This is a genomic window from Methylomonas koyamae, from assembly GCF_006483455.1.
Taxonomy (GTDB): Bacteria; Pseudomonadota; Gammaproteobacteria; order Methylococcales; family Methylomonadaceae; genus Methylomonas; species Methylomonas koyamae_B.
This window is the reverse complement of record NZ_PPPU01000012.1, coordinates 98,509-111,795: the sequence shown is the minus strand read 5'-3', so window position 1 is coordinate 111,795 and position 13,287 is coordinate 98,509. Positions and strand designations below refer to the sequence as shown.

Genomic DNA, 13,287 nt, shown 5'->3' with positions numbered 1-13,287 from the left:
GCGCAGGATCAAAGCGGCATCCGGGTGGCCTTTCTTTTGGTGACTTTTCTTTGGCCAAGCAAAGAAAAGTCACTCGGCTGTCGGGCCGAAACCCGACTTCTAAACGATCCCTCGCGCCAGCGAGGCCTCAAGCAAATGTCAAAAATGGCAACTCACTCCCCACCCGACAACCGCTTCAAATCCGCGGCATCAGTAACGCCATCCCGCTCCACCGTTTGGATCTCGCCCTCGCCGCGAATCACTTCGGCATTGACGATGCAGCGCTGAACGTTGGTGCTGGACGGCAAATCGAACATGGTTTTCCGCAGCACTTGTTCCATGATGCCGCGCAGGCCGCGGGCGCCGGTGTTGCGGGCGATGGCTTTTTCGGCGATTTCGACCAGGGCGTCCTGGGTAAACTCCAGCTCGACTTCGTCAAAGGCGAACAATTGTTGGTATTGCTTGACCAGGGCGTTTTTCGGTTCGGTCAGCACTTGGATCAAGGCATCGACATCCAGCGGCTCCAGCGGCGCCAGCACCGGGAAACGGCCGATGAATTCCGGAATCAGACCGAAGCGTTTCAAATCGTCCGGCTGAGTCGCATTCAACATCTGTTCCAGACTCGGTTTATCGTCCGGGTTGCTGACTTCGGCATGGAAACCGATCGCGGTTTTCGGCGGCTGCAGGCGTTTTTCGACATGTTTTTCCAAGCCCGGAAAGGCGCCGCCGGCAATGAACAAAATATTGCTGGTATCGACCATCACCGAATCGCTGCCGCTGTGGTCTTTGCGCCGGCCCTTGGTCGGCACTTTGACCTGCGAGCCTTCGACCAGGCGCAGCAAGGCTTGCTGCACGCCTTCGCCGGACACGTCGCGAGTACCGAAGGCCTGTTCCGGGCTACGGGCGATTTTGTCCACTTCGTCGATATAGACGATACCCCACTCGGCCCTGCTGATCTGGCCGTCGGCCACGTCCAGTAGGCGCACCAGGATGTTTTCGACGTCGTCGCCGACATAGCCGGCCTGGGTCAAGGTCGTGGCGTCGGCCACTGCGAACGGCACCCCGACGATCTTGGCCAGCGTCGAGGCCAGCAAGGTTTTGCCGGTGCCGGACGGGCCGATCATCAGAATGTTGGATTTGCCGATTTCGACGCTTTGGTCGGCCTCACCCAAGCCGCCGGTTTTATTGCCGACGTGCTTCAGACGTTTGTAATGGTTGTAAACCGCGACCGACAGGATTTCCTTGGCCAAATCCTGGCCGATCACATACTGATCCAGCATGGCTTTCATTTCAGCCGGCTTCGGCAACGGCCCCTGCATGTCGGCCAGTTCCTTCTTCTTGCCCCAACTCGACACCACCTGGCTGGCCAGCATCACGCAGGCCTCGCAGATATAGCCTTCGGTGCCGGCAATCATCGGCACGGAGGCCGACGCTTCAATACCGCAAAACGAGCAATGTTTGGGTTCTTTTGTCATGTTAGGCTCTCCTAGTGGCGGCGGGTAGACTGGCCAGCCAAGTACGCTGGCAATTGCGGCGGTAACGGTCTTGCATGATCTGCTGAATCTTGGGCGTGGCTTTTTTCAAGGACATGGTCTCGGCCGGGCTAATCTTCAGGCATTGGATGACATGAAACCCGATCTCGGATTCCAGCACTTCGCTGACGGCTTGTTCCTTCAAAGCGAACAGGGCTTGGTCCAGTTCGGGGTATAGCACACCTTTGGTCACCGCGCCCAATTCCCCACCCTGCATGGCGGTCGGACACTCCGAATATTTCAGCGCCAAATCGGCGAATTTATGCGGTTTGCGTTTCAGCGTTTCCAGAATCTCCTCGATCCGGCGGCGGGCGCTGTCGCGGGTATTCTCCGGATAATCCGGGTTGATGCTGATCAGGATATGGCGGGCGGAACGCTGCTCCGGCTTGTGAAACTTTTCCGGATGCGAGTGGTAGAAAATGCCGATTTCCACTTCGTTGACCTTAGGCGCCCGTGACCCGACTCGCTCCAGCACGGTATTGACCTTGCATTGCCGGCTCAACGCGGCCCGGAGCTGATCGACGTCCAGATGGTTGGCTGCCAGCGCGGCCAAAAAAGCCTCTTCATCGTCGAAGCGGCTGCGAATCTCCTGATAAGCCCGTTCCAATTCGATGTCGGATACCACGACGCCGGCCGCTTCGGCCGAACTCAGCACCCTGCTCTCGATTTCGAATTCGTTTTTGGCCTGCACCTCCACTTGGCGCAGCTGCAATTGCTCAAGTTCCGTCGGCGACTTTTTGAACAGACTCAAAGAGGCCCGCAATAAAGTGTAAGGTTCGATCATGACTTCAGCAGCTTGATTCATGCTACTCCTCCGGTTCGCGAAAGTTGGCCGGATCGGCGGGGTCCAATACGGCTTCCGGGACCTGCATGGTCTTACCCGGAAAGCGCACGTGGTACAGCAAGGGTTCACGGTCGCGCAGTATTTTCATTACTTCGCCTTCGGTACCGGAGGCTATCACGCCATCGGCAGTCGGTAAATCGCGGTTGCACCTGACTTTATCGCGAAATTCAAACCGACTCGGATTCCAGGGCGCTTCAGCCGGAATCAGTTCTTCGGCTCGGCAGCCGATCATTTTGCCGTGGTCCAGAAAATGTACCGTGTAGATTACCTGGTCCTGCAAAAAGGTACCGACTTCGATGACGTGACCGACGCTACCGCGGCGGATCAGCAGATCGCCGATTTCCCGGCCCGGATAAGTCCCGTCGTTGCGCACGTTGCGGGTAACCCGCACCGCCTCGCCGAACTCGAACCGTTCTTCGTCATAGCGTTCTTCAATCATGTCTTAATGTCGCCCAAGGAAACGAATACGGTTTGCGGTTCCATCATCTTGAACACCTTGAACACCTTTTCGGTCTGGGCATCCGACTCGACGAAATCGCTGTAAGCCCGCTGCAGCAATTTTTTATAAATCTCGCGCAAAGCATCTTCGTCATCCGGCATGTTGTCGCTGGCCTGACTCAGATAGTCGTGGAACCGTTGCAGGATATGCAGCCGGTTGACGTGAACCACGGTCGCGTCGTATTCCAGGCCGAAATACACCATAAAGTCTTCGGCCGATTCCATTTCTTCCATTTCTTCCAAAAAAGTCATCTCGTTACCTCATCATCAGGTGATCCAGGTGGGCGGGCTGTTCGCCCAGCGCATACACCACTAACAACACCACCAGCATTACCGCAGTCTGGGCTAGAAACGGATCGGACTTCAGTTGTTTTTTCATGGCAATCACCTTCGGGTTAATTGTGCGGACGGGCGACGCCCATCGCGGTTGGGTTCATTTATCGGGCGGCTTCACCCGAACAAGCGGAAAATCCCTTCATCGGCTTCCTGGCGCCGGACCACCATTTCCAATAAGCCCTTAGCGCCGATCCGGTCCATGTCGTCCAACTCCACCAGTTTTTCGAAAATGGCTTTGGCCAACTCCAGATTTTCCAGCCGCATATTCAAAAAACCGATCGATTTCAAGGTAAACAGATACAACCTGATTCGGGTCAACAACTCTTTCGGCGCGTCGCTGATCAAGCCGAGGTTTACGTCTCGCCAGTCTGCCGGGAAACCGATGCCGGGCCGGATCAGCACCAAGGCTTTCTCGGAGATCAGCAAGGCTTCCTGCAGCCGATGCTGGTAGTAATAAAACCGGTTCAACGACACCAGCACATTTAACGATTCCGGTGCCCGCAAGTAAGCTTGCAGCAGCGGCAACTCGGCTTCGCCGGTGGCGTAACGCTCGGAGGCGTACTTGATCAATTCCTGGACTTCCGGGCTGTCTTCCTGCTCGTAGTACAAATCCTCGGCTTCGAACTGCAGCAAATCCATTACTTGCCACCTGCCGCCTGTTTCAATTGCACGACTTCGTCGCCGTGGCAGACGCCTTCCGCTTCGCAACTGCCGCACGTGTCTTCGGCGACGACGAAACGCTTTTGATTGTGCTCCAGCTCATCCAGGCGTTCGACCAGGCAGTTGATGGCCTTGCCGATCGGGTCCGGTACCAGGTGGTGGTCCAAATCGATGCCGCGCGGGTCTTGAATCTTGACGCCTTTTTGCTGAATGATCCGTCCCGGAATGCCGATCACGGTGCAGCACGGCGGCACGTCCTTGACCACCACCGAGTTGGCGCCGACCCGGACGTTATCGCCCAGCGTGATTGCACCCAGAATCTTGGCGCCGGCACCGACCAGCACGTTGTTGCCCAGCGTAGGATGGCGTTTGGTTTTATGCCAAGTGGTGCCGCCCAGTGTCACGCCGTGGTACATGGTCACGTCGTTGCCGATTTCGGCGGTCTCGCCGATCACGACACAGGCGCCGTGGTCGATGAAAAAGCGTTTGCCTATGGTCGCGCCGGGATGGATATCGACGTTGGTCAACCAGCGGCCGAACGCGGCCAGAAACCGCGCCGCAAATTTCCACTCCGCCAGCCACAGCCGGTGGGTAACCCGATAGATCAGCACGGCGTGTACGCCGGGATAGGCGAACAACACTTCGAAGACATTGCGGGCCGCCGGATCGCGGGCGAAAACGCACGCCACGTCTTCCCGCCAGTCCTGCCAAAGGCTGGGTTTGGGCGCAAGCCGCGACGGCGAGAACAGCATCATTTTGCCAAGCTCCAGGTGGTTTTACCCGGCATCGGCACGCCCGGCACCCGGAAAAACGTACCCGGATAGCGCTCGTCCGGCAGCTCGCGTTGCGCCGGATTGGTGGCGGGCGCTTCGACTTTGTTTGCGGTTTTAACGACAGATTGTTGGCGGTTACTACTCATCGCACACCTCGCTATAGGCTGTGTAAAAACTGGTTCAAATCGGTGGATTGCGGTTCGCGTTTATGCAGGCTGACAAACTCGCGAATCAGCGGCAGCAAGCGGCCGGCCTGCCAGCGGTTAATCTGGATCCCCAATTGCCGATAGGCATGCATCACGCCCTGGCTGCCGGAATGCTTGCCCAACACTAGCCGGTGGCTGCGGCCAACCAAGGCCGGATCGACACCCTGGTAGTTGTTGGGGTCTTTCAGCAAACCGTCGACATGAATGCCGGCTTCGTGGCTGAATACGTCGCGGCCGATCAGGCTTTTACGGCTGCCGATGGTGTCGCCGGAGGCGGTCGCCACCTGATGGGACAATTCCGGGAAATTGCGCAGATCGACGCCGGTTTCGAAGCCGTACAGTTGTTTCAGGCCGACCACGACTTCTTCCAGCGCGGCGTTGCCGGCCCGTTCGCCCAGGCCGTTGACGGTGGTATTCAAGTGAGTGGCGCCGGCAAAGGCGGCGGCCAGACTGTTGGCGGTCGCCAAGCCCAGATCGTCGTGGGCGTGCATCTCGATATCCATATCGGTGACGCTGCGCAGCTTGCGGATCGCTTCGAAGGTGCCGAACGGCTCCATGATGCCGACCGTGTCGGCAAAACGAATCCGAATCGCACCGGCGCTTTGCGCGGCTTCGGCCATTTGCGCCAGGAAATCGCTATCGGCGCGGGAGGCGTCTTCGGCACCGACGCAGACCTGCAAGCCGGCGTCGATTGCGGCTTTGACGCAGCGGTCGATAGTGGCTAACACCCAGGCCCGGCTTTGTTTCAATTTGTGTTGGATATGCTGGTCCGACGCGGATATCGACAAATCCACCATGCCGACACCCAAGCCCAGACAATGTTGCAGGTCGTCGTCGCGCATCCGCGACCACACCAGCAGATTGCAGGGCAAGTTCAGCGCCGCAATGGCTTCGATTTCGGCCCGTTCCTGGCCGCCCATCGCCGGGATGCCAATTTCCAGTTCCGGCACGCCCAACGCCGCCAGCCGTTGCGCAATCGCCAGCTTTTCCTCCAGCGAAAACACCACGCCGGCCGACTGTTCGCCGTCGCGCAACGTGGTGTCGTCGATGATGATTTGTCGGTTTTGAGCTTGCATTCTTCACCTCTGGCGGAACGTCGATTGCGGTTTTGCTGGGGTAACGCCTTTGTCAGAGATAATGCAAAACACTTGCCAACTGCCGGAAACCAGGGTTTTGCGGCTTTGGCAACTGCGGTTTGGCAGGATAACGACAAGAAAAACCGGAATCGAAAAAACACATTGTCGGAAACCCTACAATGGCTAATGAAGTTGGCGGCACCGCCTGATTAGGCCGAGTCCGGCCATTGATCCAGCCGCATCAATACGCGCTGGCTCAATCGATGTGAAATGGAACCGTGAGAGACGGGGCCGCCAAGCACCGTGCTTGGCGCCCCGAGAGGGTATGGTAAACGTCGTATCGCAACCCAAAGATGAGACTGCGGCTGGTATCGTGTTTCTTTAAGCGTAGGCTGCGAGCCGCGCCAGAGCGAACGCCATCTACCAGCCGAACGCTAAACCGGCCGCGAAATGCTTGCCAACCGACGCTTAGGCGCAATAGCCGCCAGACCGACGGCGAACAATGCCAAGGCCGGCGGCAGGGGCACCGGTGCATAGCTATAGCCGCTTTGACTGGTCAATTGGTAATTTGGATCGAGCACGCTGATAAAGGTGCGCGCGGTATGGCTGAAGTCAACTTGCGAGCGCTTCCTGAATGGATCGAACAAACCGAGGTAACCATCGGCTCCGGCAGCAACGCTCAGTAATCCGCTTATCGAAATATCGGTATTGGTACGCAGGGAAAAGATAGCCGTACCGTCGCAAGCCCCGGTGTCGCCCGACCAGGTGCCGCAGGTAAAGGCAGGCGCAGAGTAGTACGATTGCGCAAAGTCAATTTTGCCTTGACTACCGCCAAGTTCGACGAATCCGGATGCGCCGCCGGGACCGCTAATGCCGCCCTCGACACGAAAATTGAGCAAAACCTGCACAAACCGCAGATTGCTGGATCCATTTAACCTGATGGTGTCGCTAAAGATCGATTTAGCAAATGCAGCGGAAGTTGACGTTCCGCTCTCTACGCTGGCCGCAGCGTAGGCTTTCAACACCCCGGCATTCGCCGAGGCAAAAGCGCTGGCGGCATAGCCTTCGTAAGTTGCCAGTGCCGATGCCACCGCGGGCAAATCCACATGTGCATCGACATTCAATTCGCTGTCCACACCGTTTGCCGCACTGGCACTGGCTTCGACCGAAGTCGAATAGGCCGTCGCCGAAGTGCTGACCGATAGCAAACTCGCCATTACCAAGCAATAGATTCTGTTCATGATTCCCTCCCGGCTTAACCGGCCAAATTTGAGCGACGCTTGCCAAAACCCAGCAAGCCCAAACCACTAACGAACAGCCAGGTCGCGGCCGGCAGCGGCACCGCTGCATAGCTGTATCCGCTTTGGCTGCTCAACGAATAATTGGGATCCAGCACGCTGATGAAGGTCCGCGCGGTATGGCTGAAATCGGTTTCCGCGTGTCGTTTCTTTGGGTCGAACAATCCGCCGTAGCCATCCGCTGTCGCCGCTACCTGTAGTAAGCCGCTAATCGCGAGTTCGGTATTGGTGGGAACCCAAAAGACCGAGACGCCATCGCATGCGCCGGTGCCGCAGGTATATACAGGCGCGCTGTAGTAGTTGTGCGCAAAGGTAATATTGCCGCCGGCGAAGTTGATGAAACCGCTGGCTGCACCGATACCGCTGATGCCGCCCTCCACCCGAAAATTCAGCACGATTTGAGTCGACCGCGCAGCGCCGGATCCGCTAATTTTGATGGTGTCGCTAAAGAGCGACTTGGCGTAGCTGGTCGAATCCAGCGCCCCTTTTTCGATGTTGGCCCCCGCATAAGCCTTCAACACGCCGACACCGGCAGAGGCGAACGCACTGGCAGAATAGCCGTCGATGCTCGCGGATGCCGAGGTGAAAGAGTCCTGGTCGATATGGCTGTCGGTGTTCAAGTCGCTCGCCAGAGACCGTCCGGACGAGAAACCCGCACTGGCACCGGTTTCGACGGAAGTTGAGTAAGACCAGGCGGAAGAGCTTGTGACCAGCAAGCACGCCAATGTCGTGTAATGAAATCGATTCATGATCGCTCCGAAATTCTCAGAAAATGCGATGCGCTGCCTCCAGCCACCGTCGGCCGGGAGTGTAATACCATATGGATACCAAAACAATACCAAATATTACCGTGCGTCTGTCGGCGTTTGGCTTTAGGCTATTGGCTTTTTTAACTCCGTCAGGACGCTTCATGCTAACGCTGGTTTTAGGCAGCTATGTGCAGGCCAATTGTTTACAAGTTCCGGATTTACCGGCAGCCGGCCAATCGTTGCTGGCCGCAGGTTATTGGTCGGAACATGGCGGCAAAGGCTTGAACGTCGGCGTGGCTTTGCACGCCCTGGCGGCTGAAACGGCATTACTGCTGCCGGTCGGCGACGACAACGGCGGCCGGCAAATTAGCGCAGAGTTGTCGCAGATGGGGCTTGATACGCGCTGGGTAATTGTTTGCGCCGCGCAATCCGGCTACGGCGTGGGCTTGATCGACGCCCGCGGCGATAATGTCATCGCCGTGTTCCCCGGCGCCAATGCTCACCTCACTCCGGCTATGGTTTGCGACGCCTTGGACCAGTCGCGTCCGCGCCGGGTTTACGCCCAACTGGAAATCCCGCTGGAATCGGTCTTGGCGGCATTTTCGGCGGCGCGCCGGCTCGGCAGTTACACGGTGCTGAATCCGTCGCCGTGGCGGCCGATTACGTCGGAATTGCTTGCGCTTACCGACACGATGATCGTCAACGCCGCCGAAGCGGCGGCGCTGTTTGCCGATTACGGTGCCTGGCTGACTTTATCGGCGGAACGGTGGCTGGAGTTGCTCCCGGCAATGGCCGATACCATCGCTTGGCAAGGCGATTGGTTGATCGTGACGCTGGGAGACCAAGGCTGCGTCGCACTGGGGCGGCAGGAAGTAATCCACGTCGCGGCCTGGCCGGTCGATGTGCGCGACGCCACCGGCGCCGGCGATGCGTTCAGCGCCGGATGGCTGTGGGCGCAGGATCGTTACCCGCCCGAGCACGCCCTGCTTGCCGCCAATGCTTGCGGCGCCTATATCGCCGAGCGCGACGGGGTTTTGGCGCATTTGCCGGACAATGCAGCACTGACAGCGTTTATGGCTAGCCGGCCTGCGCCTGGGATTCGACGGATCAGCCGGGCATTTTGAGCTCGACCCGATAGGTATAGGCGTCGCCGCGAAAGGTGCCTTCGACGTACTCGACCATCGTGCCCTGGTCGGTATAGGTTTTTCGCTTCAGCAGCAAACAAGGGCCGGGCTGTTCGAAACCGAATACCCGCATTTCCGCCTGATTGCAGATGACGGCTTCGATGGTCTGGTCGGCGCGTTGCAAGCTCAAACCGCAGCGTTCCTGTAAAAATTGGTAAGCGGAACCGTCGCCGTTCCATTGCGCGAAATCCGGCGCCGGGGTCAAATCGTACCAAGCGACTTCGCGCGACATCGGATTGCCATCGCCCAGACGCAAACGCACAATTCTAAAAAAACGGTTGGATGCCGGCCGATTGAAGATCGAGGCAATGGTACGGTCCTCGACGATGCCCTGCTCCAAAATCCGGGTCGACGCCACCATACCGAGTTCGCGCATTTCTTCGGTAAAACCCTTCAACCGCCCCATTTCCGGCGCGATCCGTTGCGGCGCCGCTTTTACCGTCACCCCGGCGCGGCCATGGGTATCGATATGGTCTTGCGCCCGCAATTCTTCATAGCAGCGGCGGACGGTGGTGCGACTCAAAGCCAGCGCTTCGGCCAGGGCCCGCTCGGATGGCAAGCTAAAGCCGTCGCCGAGCTCGCCTGACTCGATCAATTGCACGATGCGGCGCAACAACTGTTTATAAACCGGTTCGGCAACGCCACTGTCGGGGCGGATTTTGTCGATAAAGGCGGTGCTGTCGTTGGCCGCTTGAGGTTGCGGTTTGACAGAGGATCGGCTTTGATTCATAGACGGACAATGCAGGCGGCAGCGCTTCGATACCGGGCAGATTAGCACAGAACATCCGAGTTAGGCCTGTTAGCCCAAGACACCTCACCCCATTACCGGCAAGTGGATTCGTCCGGAATTTGTGCGCACGATGGTCGAGACAATATAAATCCACCCGACATAACGCACCGCTCAACTGAGGGGATTGCGCCTCAACCTGCCCAAAAAATTTGCCGGCCGGCCGAAATCGGCGCATGATCCGGGCCGCACGCCCCATCCAGCCACCAGGCCGGGCACCGAGCGTACCGGCCGCGAACCCAGCAGCGAGGTCAGCATGTCATTAGGATATTACCGCTACATCAAAGGCCGTCTCGTCGTGCGGCAACGGCAATCGCCGGACGGCGACAGCATGCGTTTCATCGCCGACGACATGACCTTGTTCCAGGGGCTGCCCCGCTTCGCTCAGCCCAGCGAGGCCGGCGGCGAGGAAAGTTACCAATTGCGCTTTCAAGCGATAGACACGCCGGAGCTGCACTACGGCGGCGCCGAACAACCGCACGGACTGGAAAGCCGCAACGGTCTGCTGGAATGGCTGGGCGTCGACCCCGCCGGCTGGGACTGGACGGTCGCCCCCAGCGGCTTCGCCTGGGAAACCGAGGCGGCGATACTGTGCGACGGCTTCGAGGGCCACGGCCGACCCATCGCCTTTGTGTTGCCGCGGCAGAAGATCAAGGACGGCGCGGACGTGAAACTGACCAAAGCCCTGCTCGGCAAAACCTACAATTTTCACGCTGTCGCCAACGGTCTCGCCTACCTGGGCCTGTACTCCGGCGGCCTGTCCTTCGACAGCCAGACCCGGCTGATCGCCGCCTACCAACAAGCCAAAACCGCACGGCGGGGCATCTGGCGACTGGATCGCAGCAAGCGTTTCACCGTCTCCACACTGGACGACCTCGGCCCCGAAACCGGCGTGCTGGTCTACCCCAAAATCTTCCGTCGCTGCGTGGACGCCCTGCGCTGGGTCGGCGGCGAATTCGAACCCGGCCGCGACCTGGACAACTTCCTGGCCGCACGTAGCGGCGAAGACGACCAGTTCCTGGTGCGCGCCCTCCACGGCGGCCAGGTCAAAACCCGGCTCAGCCAGGCTCTGGAACAGATCAACAACCAGATCAGAATTCAGGTGGACTTGAATACGGTGGAGTTCGTTTCCAAATAAATCGGCGTCTCCAAACGAGTTGGGACGGGGCAGAAGCTTGGCGAAGCCGCCGCAACACCGCCGATCAAAGCGGTGTCGCGGTATTCGCCGTCAGGCGTAGGTCGGCTGGAAGGCTTGCTCGGGGTCGGCCACCGGGCAGTTGTTGATACTGTCCCAGTACGGCGACAGCTTGCGCAGGTTGGCAACGATGGTCGGCATCACTTTCAACACCTCGTCCACTTCGCTCATGGTGTTGTAACGCGAGAACGAGAAGCGGATGGTGCCGTGGGCGGCGGTGTAAGGGATGTCCATCGCCCGCATCACGTGCGACGGTTCCAGCGAGCCGGAAGTACAGGCCGAGCCGCTCGACGCGGCAATGCCGGCCTTGTTCAGCAGCATCAGGATCGCCTCGCCTTCGATGTATTCGAAAGCAATGTCGGTAGTATTCGGCAAGCGGTTGTTCAAGTCGCCGGTAATGAAGCAATGCGGAATCGCCTCGACCACGCCTTGCTCCAGCTTGTCGCGCATGGCCTTGACTTGGGTGTTCTCGAACTCCATGTGCTGCAGCGCCAGTTCGCAGGCCACGCCCAAACCGACGATGGAGGCGGTGTTCTCGGTGCCGGCCCGGCGGCCGCGCTCCTGGTGGCCGCCGCGCAGCAAGGGCCGGAAGCGGGTACCGCGGCGCAGATACAACACGCCGATACCTTTCGGCGCGTGCAGTTTGTGGCCGGACAGACTGAGCATGTCGATCTTGGTATCCTGCAACATCATCGGAATCTTGCCGACCGCCTGCACCGCATCGGTATGGAACATCACGCCGGCAGCATTGGCCATCTCGGCCATTTTCTCGACCGGGAAAATGGTGCCGGTTTCGTTGTTGGCCCACATCACCGAAACGATGGCAACCTTATCCGACAGCATGGCCTGATAGGCTTCCAGATTAATCCGGCCGCGCTTGTCCACCGGCAGCCGGTGGATGGTGTAACCTTCTTTTTCCAGGTTATCGACCAGATTCAAAATCGCCGGATGCTCCACCGCCGTGGTGATGATTTCCTTGCGGTTGGGCTGGCATTTGATCGCCGACAAAATCGCGGTCGAATCGGATTCGGTGCCGCAGGAGGTAAAAATAATCTCCGAATCGTGCTCCGCGCCCAGCAATTCCTGCACTTGACTGCGGGCCTTCTTGATCGCCCGCGCCACGCCGTCGGCGAAGCGGTGAATCGACGACGGGTTGCCGAAGTATTCGGTGAAATAGGGGATCATCGCATCGACGACGGCCCGGTCCACCTTGGTCGTGGCGTTGTTATCCAGATAGATATCAGGCATGACCGGCCTCCTGGATATTCACCAGTTTCGGCATTTGCGACGCCGGCACGACTTTGATGAACTCGCCCATCACTTCGATCAGGCGTTGCTGAATACCGGCGATGGTCATCGCCGACATTTGGCAGCCGTTGCAGGCGCCGGTCATGTTGACGTAAGCAGTCTTGTCGACCACTTCCACCAACTCGACGTCGCCGCCGTCGGCCATCAATTGCGGCCGGAACGACATGATCACTTCCTCGATTTTCTTGATCCGCTGCAGATTGGTCATCGGTCCTTTCTCCGCTACCACCGGCGCCGGTTTGGCGACCGGAACCGCGTTCGGATCGAAGCTTTCGCCGCGTTCTTTCAACACTTTTTCCAGGAGGCCTTCGATGTCTTCATGGCAGGAAGCGCAACCGCCGCCGGCTTTGGTGAAGTTGGTGACGTCCTCGACGGTACGCAGCTTGTTGGCCCACACCATCTCTTCGATCATTGCTGCATCGATACCGAAGCATTTGCAGATCAGCGCGCCTTCTTCATGGTCGTCTTTCCACTCTTCACCGCGATAGTTGGCGACGGCGGCTTGCAGCGCTTCGCGGCCCATTACCGAGCAGTGCATTTTTTCCGGCGGCAGGCCGTCCAGTTCGGCGGCGATGTCCTGGTTGGTGACTTTCAAGGCCTCGTCCAGCGTCATGCCTTTGATGATTTCGGTCAACACCGACGACGACGCAATCGCCGAGCCGCAGCCGAAGGTTTGAAAGCCGGCGTCTTCGATGACTTCGGTGTCTTCGTTGACTTTCAAGGTCAGCCGCAAAGCGTCGCCGCAACTGATGGAACCCACTTCGCCAATCGCATTGGCCCCGGCGACCGCACCGGCATTTTTCGGGTTGAAGAAATGGTCTTTAACTTTTTCTGAATAATCCCACATGGCAATAACCTCGCA

General features: G+C 58.6%; 16 protein-coding genes. 2 read left to right on the top strand and 14 right to left on the bottom strand.

Annotated elements, in window-relative coordinates:
• Nucleotides 1-152: 152 nt before the first annotated feature.
• The 11 genes from clpX to C2U68_RS06440 all read right to left on the bottom strand — a co-directional run bounded on the left by clpX (nt 153) and on the right by C2U68_RS06440 (nt 8,044).
• Nucleotides 153-1,454 carry an ATP-dependent Clp protease ATP-binding subunit ClpX gene (gene clpX, locus C2U68_RS06480; RefSeq protein ID WP_140911701.1) on the bottom strand — a complete coding sequence of 434 codons (1,302 nt, stop codon included), beginning with the start codon at nt 1,452-1,454 and terminating at the stop codon, nt 153-155.
• A 1-nt stretch (nt 1,455) separates the two neighbouring features.
• Nucleotides 1,456-2,316 (bottom strand): nitrogen fixation protein NifM, encoded by an 861-nt coding sequence (nifM, locus tag C2U68_RS06475; protein ID WP_140911700.1) that lies wholly within the window; start codon nt 2,314-2,316, stop codon nt 1,456-1,458.
• A gap of 1 nt (nt 2,317) precedes the next feature.
• Nucleotides 2,318-2,794, bottom strand: coding sequence for a nitrogen fixation protein NifZ (locus C2U68_RS06470; RefSeq protein ID WP_140911699.1), 477 nt, complete (start codon nt 2,792-2,794; stop codon nt 2,318-2,320).
• Entirely contained in the window at nt 2,791-3,105 is a 315-nt protein-coding gene (gene nifW, locus C2U68_RS06465; protein ID WP_140911698.1) for a nitrogenase-stabilizing/protective protein NifW, read from the bottom strand. Before nifW ends, C2U68_RS06470 begins: the two co-directional genes overlap by 4 nt.
• 4 nt (nt 3,106-3,109) lie before the next feature.
• Nucleotides 3,110-3,232, bottom strand: coding sequence for a hypothetical protein (locus tag C2U68_RS21540; protein ID WP_260839241.1), 123 nt, complete (start codon nt 3,230-3,232; stop codon nt 3,110-3,112).
• A 71-nt stretch (nt 3,233-3,303) separates the two neighbouring features.
• Nucleotides 3,304-3,828 (bottom strand): hypothetical protein, encoded by a 525-nt coding sequence (locus C2U68_RS06460; RefSeq protein WP_140911697.1) that lies wholly within the window; start codon nt 3,826-3,828, stop codon nt 3,304-3,306.
• Nucleotides 3,828-4,604, bottom strand: coding sequence for a serine O-acetyltransferase (gene cysE / locus C2U68_RS06455; protein WP_186289514.1), 777 nt, complete (start codon nt 4,602-4,604; stop codon nt 3,828-3,830). Before cysE ends, C2U68_RS06460 begins: the two co-directional genes overlap by 1 nt.
• The gene (locus C2U68_RS21120) at nt 4,601-4,768 is read right to left on the bottom strand and encodes a hypothetical protein (RefSeq protein WP_186289513.1); all 168 of its coding nucleotides are present in this window, start codon (nt 4,766-4,768) and stop codon (nt 4,601-4,603) included. The genes cysE and C2U68_RS21120 overlap by 4 nt, the downstream gene beginning before the upstream one ends.
• An 11-nt stretch (nt 4,769-4,779) precedes the next feature.
• Nucleotides 4,780-5,904, bottom strand: coding sequence for a homocitrate synthase (nifV, locus tag C2U68_RS06450; RefSeq protein WP_140911696.1), 1,125 nt, complete (start codon nt 5,902-5,904; stop codon nt 4,780-4,782).
• 434 nt (nt 5,905-6,338) lie between these two features.
• Nucleotides 6,339-7,145 carry a hypothetical protein gene (locus C2U68_RS06445; protein WP_140911695.1) on the bottom strand — a complete coding sequence of 269 codons (807 nt, stop codon included), beginning with the start codon at nt 7,143-7,145 and terminating at the stop codon, nt 6,339-6,341.
• Between the two features lie 14 nt (nt 7,146-7,159).
• Nucleotides 7,160-8,044 (bottom strand): hypothetical protein, encoded by an 885-nt coding sequence (locus C2U68_RS06440; protein ID WP_140911694.1) that lies wholly within the window; start codon nt 8,042-8,044, stop codon nt 7,160-7,162.
• A gap of 68 nt (nt 8,045-8,112) precedes the next feature.
• Between C2U68_RS06440 and C2U68_RS06435 the strand changes: the two genes are divergently transcribed.
• Nucleotides 8,113-9,075 carry a PfkB family carbohydrate kinase gene (locus C2U68_RS06435; protein ID WP_186289512.1) on the top strand — a complete coding sequence of 321 codons (963 nt, stop codon included), beginning with the start codon at nt 8,113-8,115 and terminating at the stop codon, nt 9,073-9,075.
• On the opposite strand, the gene C2U68_RS06430 is transcribed toward C2U68_RS06435, so the two are convergent.
• Nucleotides 9,059-9,865 (bottom strand): GntR family transcriptional regulator, encoded by an 807-nt coding sequence (locus tag C2U68_RS06430; protein ID WP_140911692.1) that lies wholly within the window; start codon nt 9,863-9,865, stop codon nt 9,059-9,061. The genes C2U68_RS06435 and C2U68_RS06430 overlap by 17 nt on opposite strands.
• 313 nt (nt 9,866-10,178) lie before the next feature.
• On the opposite strand from C2U68_RS06430, the gene C2U68_RS06425 reads away from it, so the two are divergent.
• Nucleotides 10,179-11,060 carry a thermonuclease family protein gene (locus C2U68_RS06425; RefSeq protein ID WP_140911691.1) on the top strand — a complete coding sequence of 294 codons (882 nt, stop codon included), beginning with the start codon at nt 10,179-10,181 and terminating at the stop codon, nt 11,058-11,060.
• Between the two features lie 90 nt (nt 11,061-11,150).
• Here C2U68_RS06425 and nifS read toward each other — a convergent pair whose 3' ends face one another.
• Both nifS and nifU read right to left on the bottom strand, forming a co-directional pair.
• Nucleotides 11,151-12,365: a cysteine desulfurase NifS gene (nifS, locus tag C2U68_RS06420; protein WP_140911690.1), complete on the bottom strand. Its 1,215-nt coding sequence runs from the start codon at nt 12,363-12,365 to the stop codon at nt 11,151-11,153.
• Nucleotides 12,358-13,272 carry a Fe-S cluster assembly protein NifU gene (nifU, locus tag C2U68_RS06415; RefSeq protein WP_140911689.1) on the bottom strand — a complete coding sequence of 305 codons (915 nt, stop codon included), beginning with the start codon at nt 13,270-13,272 and terminating at the stop codon, nt 12,358-12,360. Before nifU ends, nifS begins: the two co-directional genes overlap by 8 nt.
• Nucleotides 13,273-13,287 lie beyond the last annotated feature (15 nt).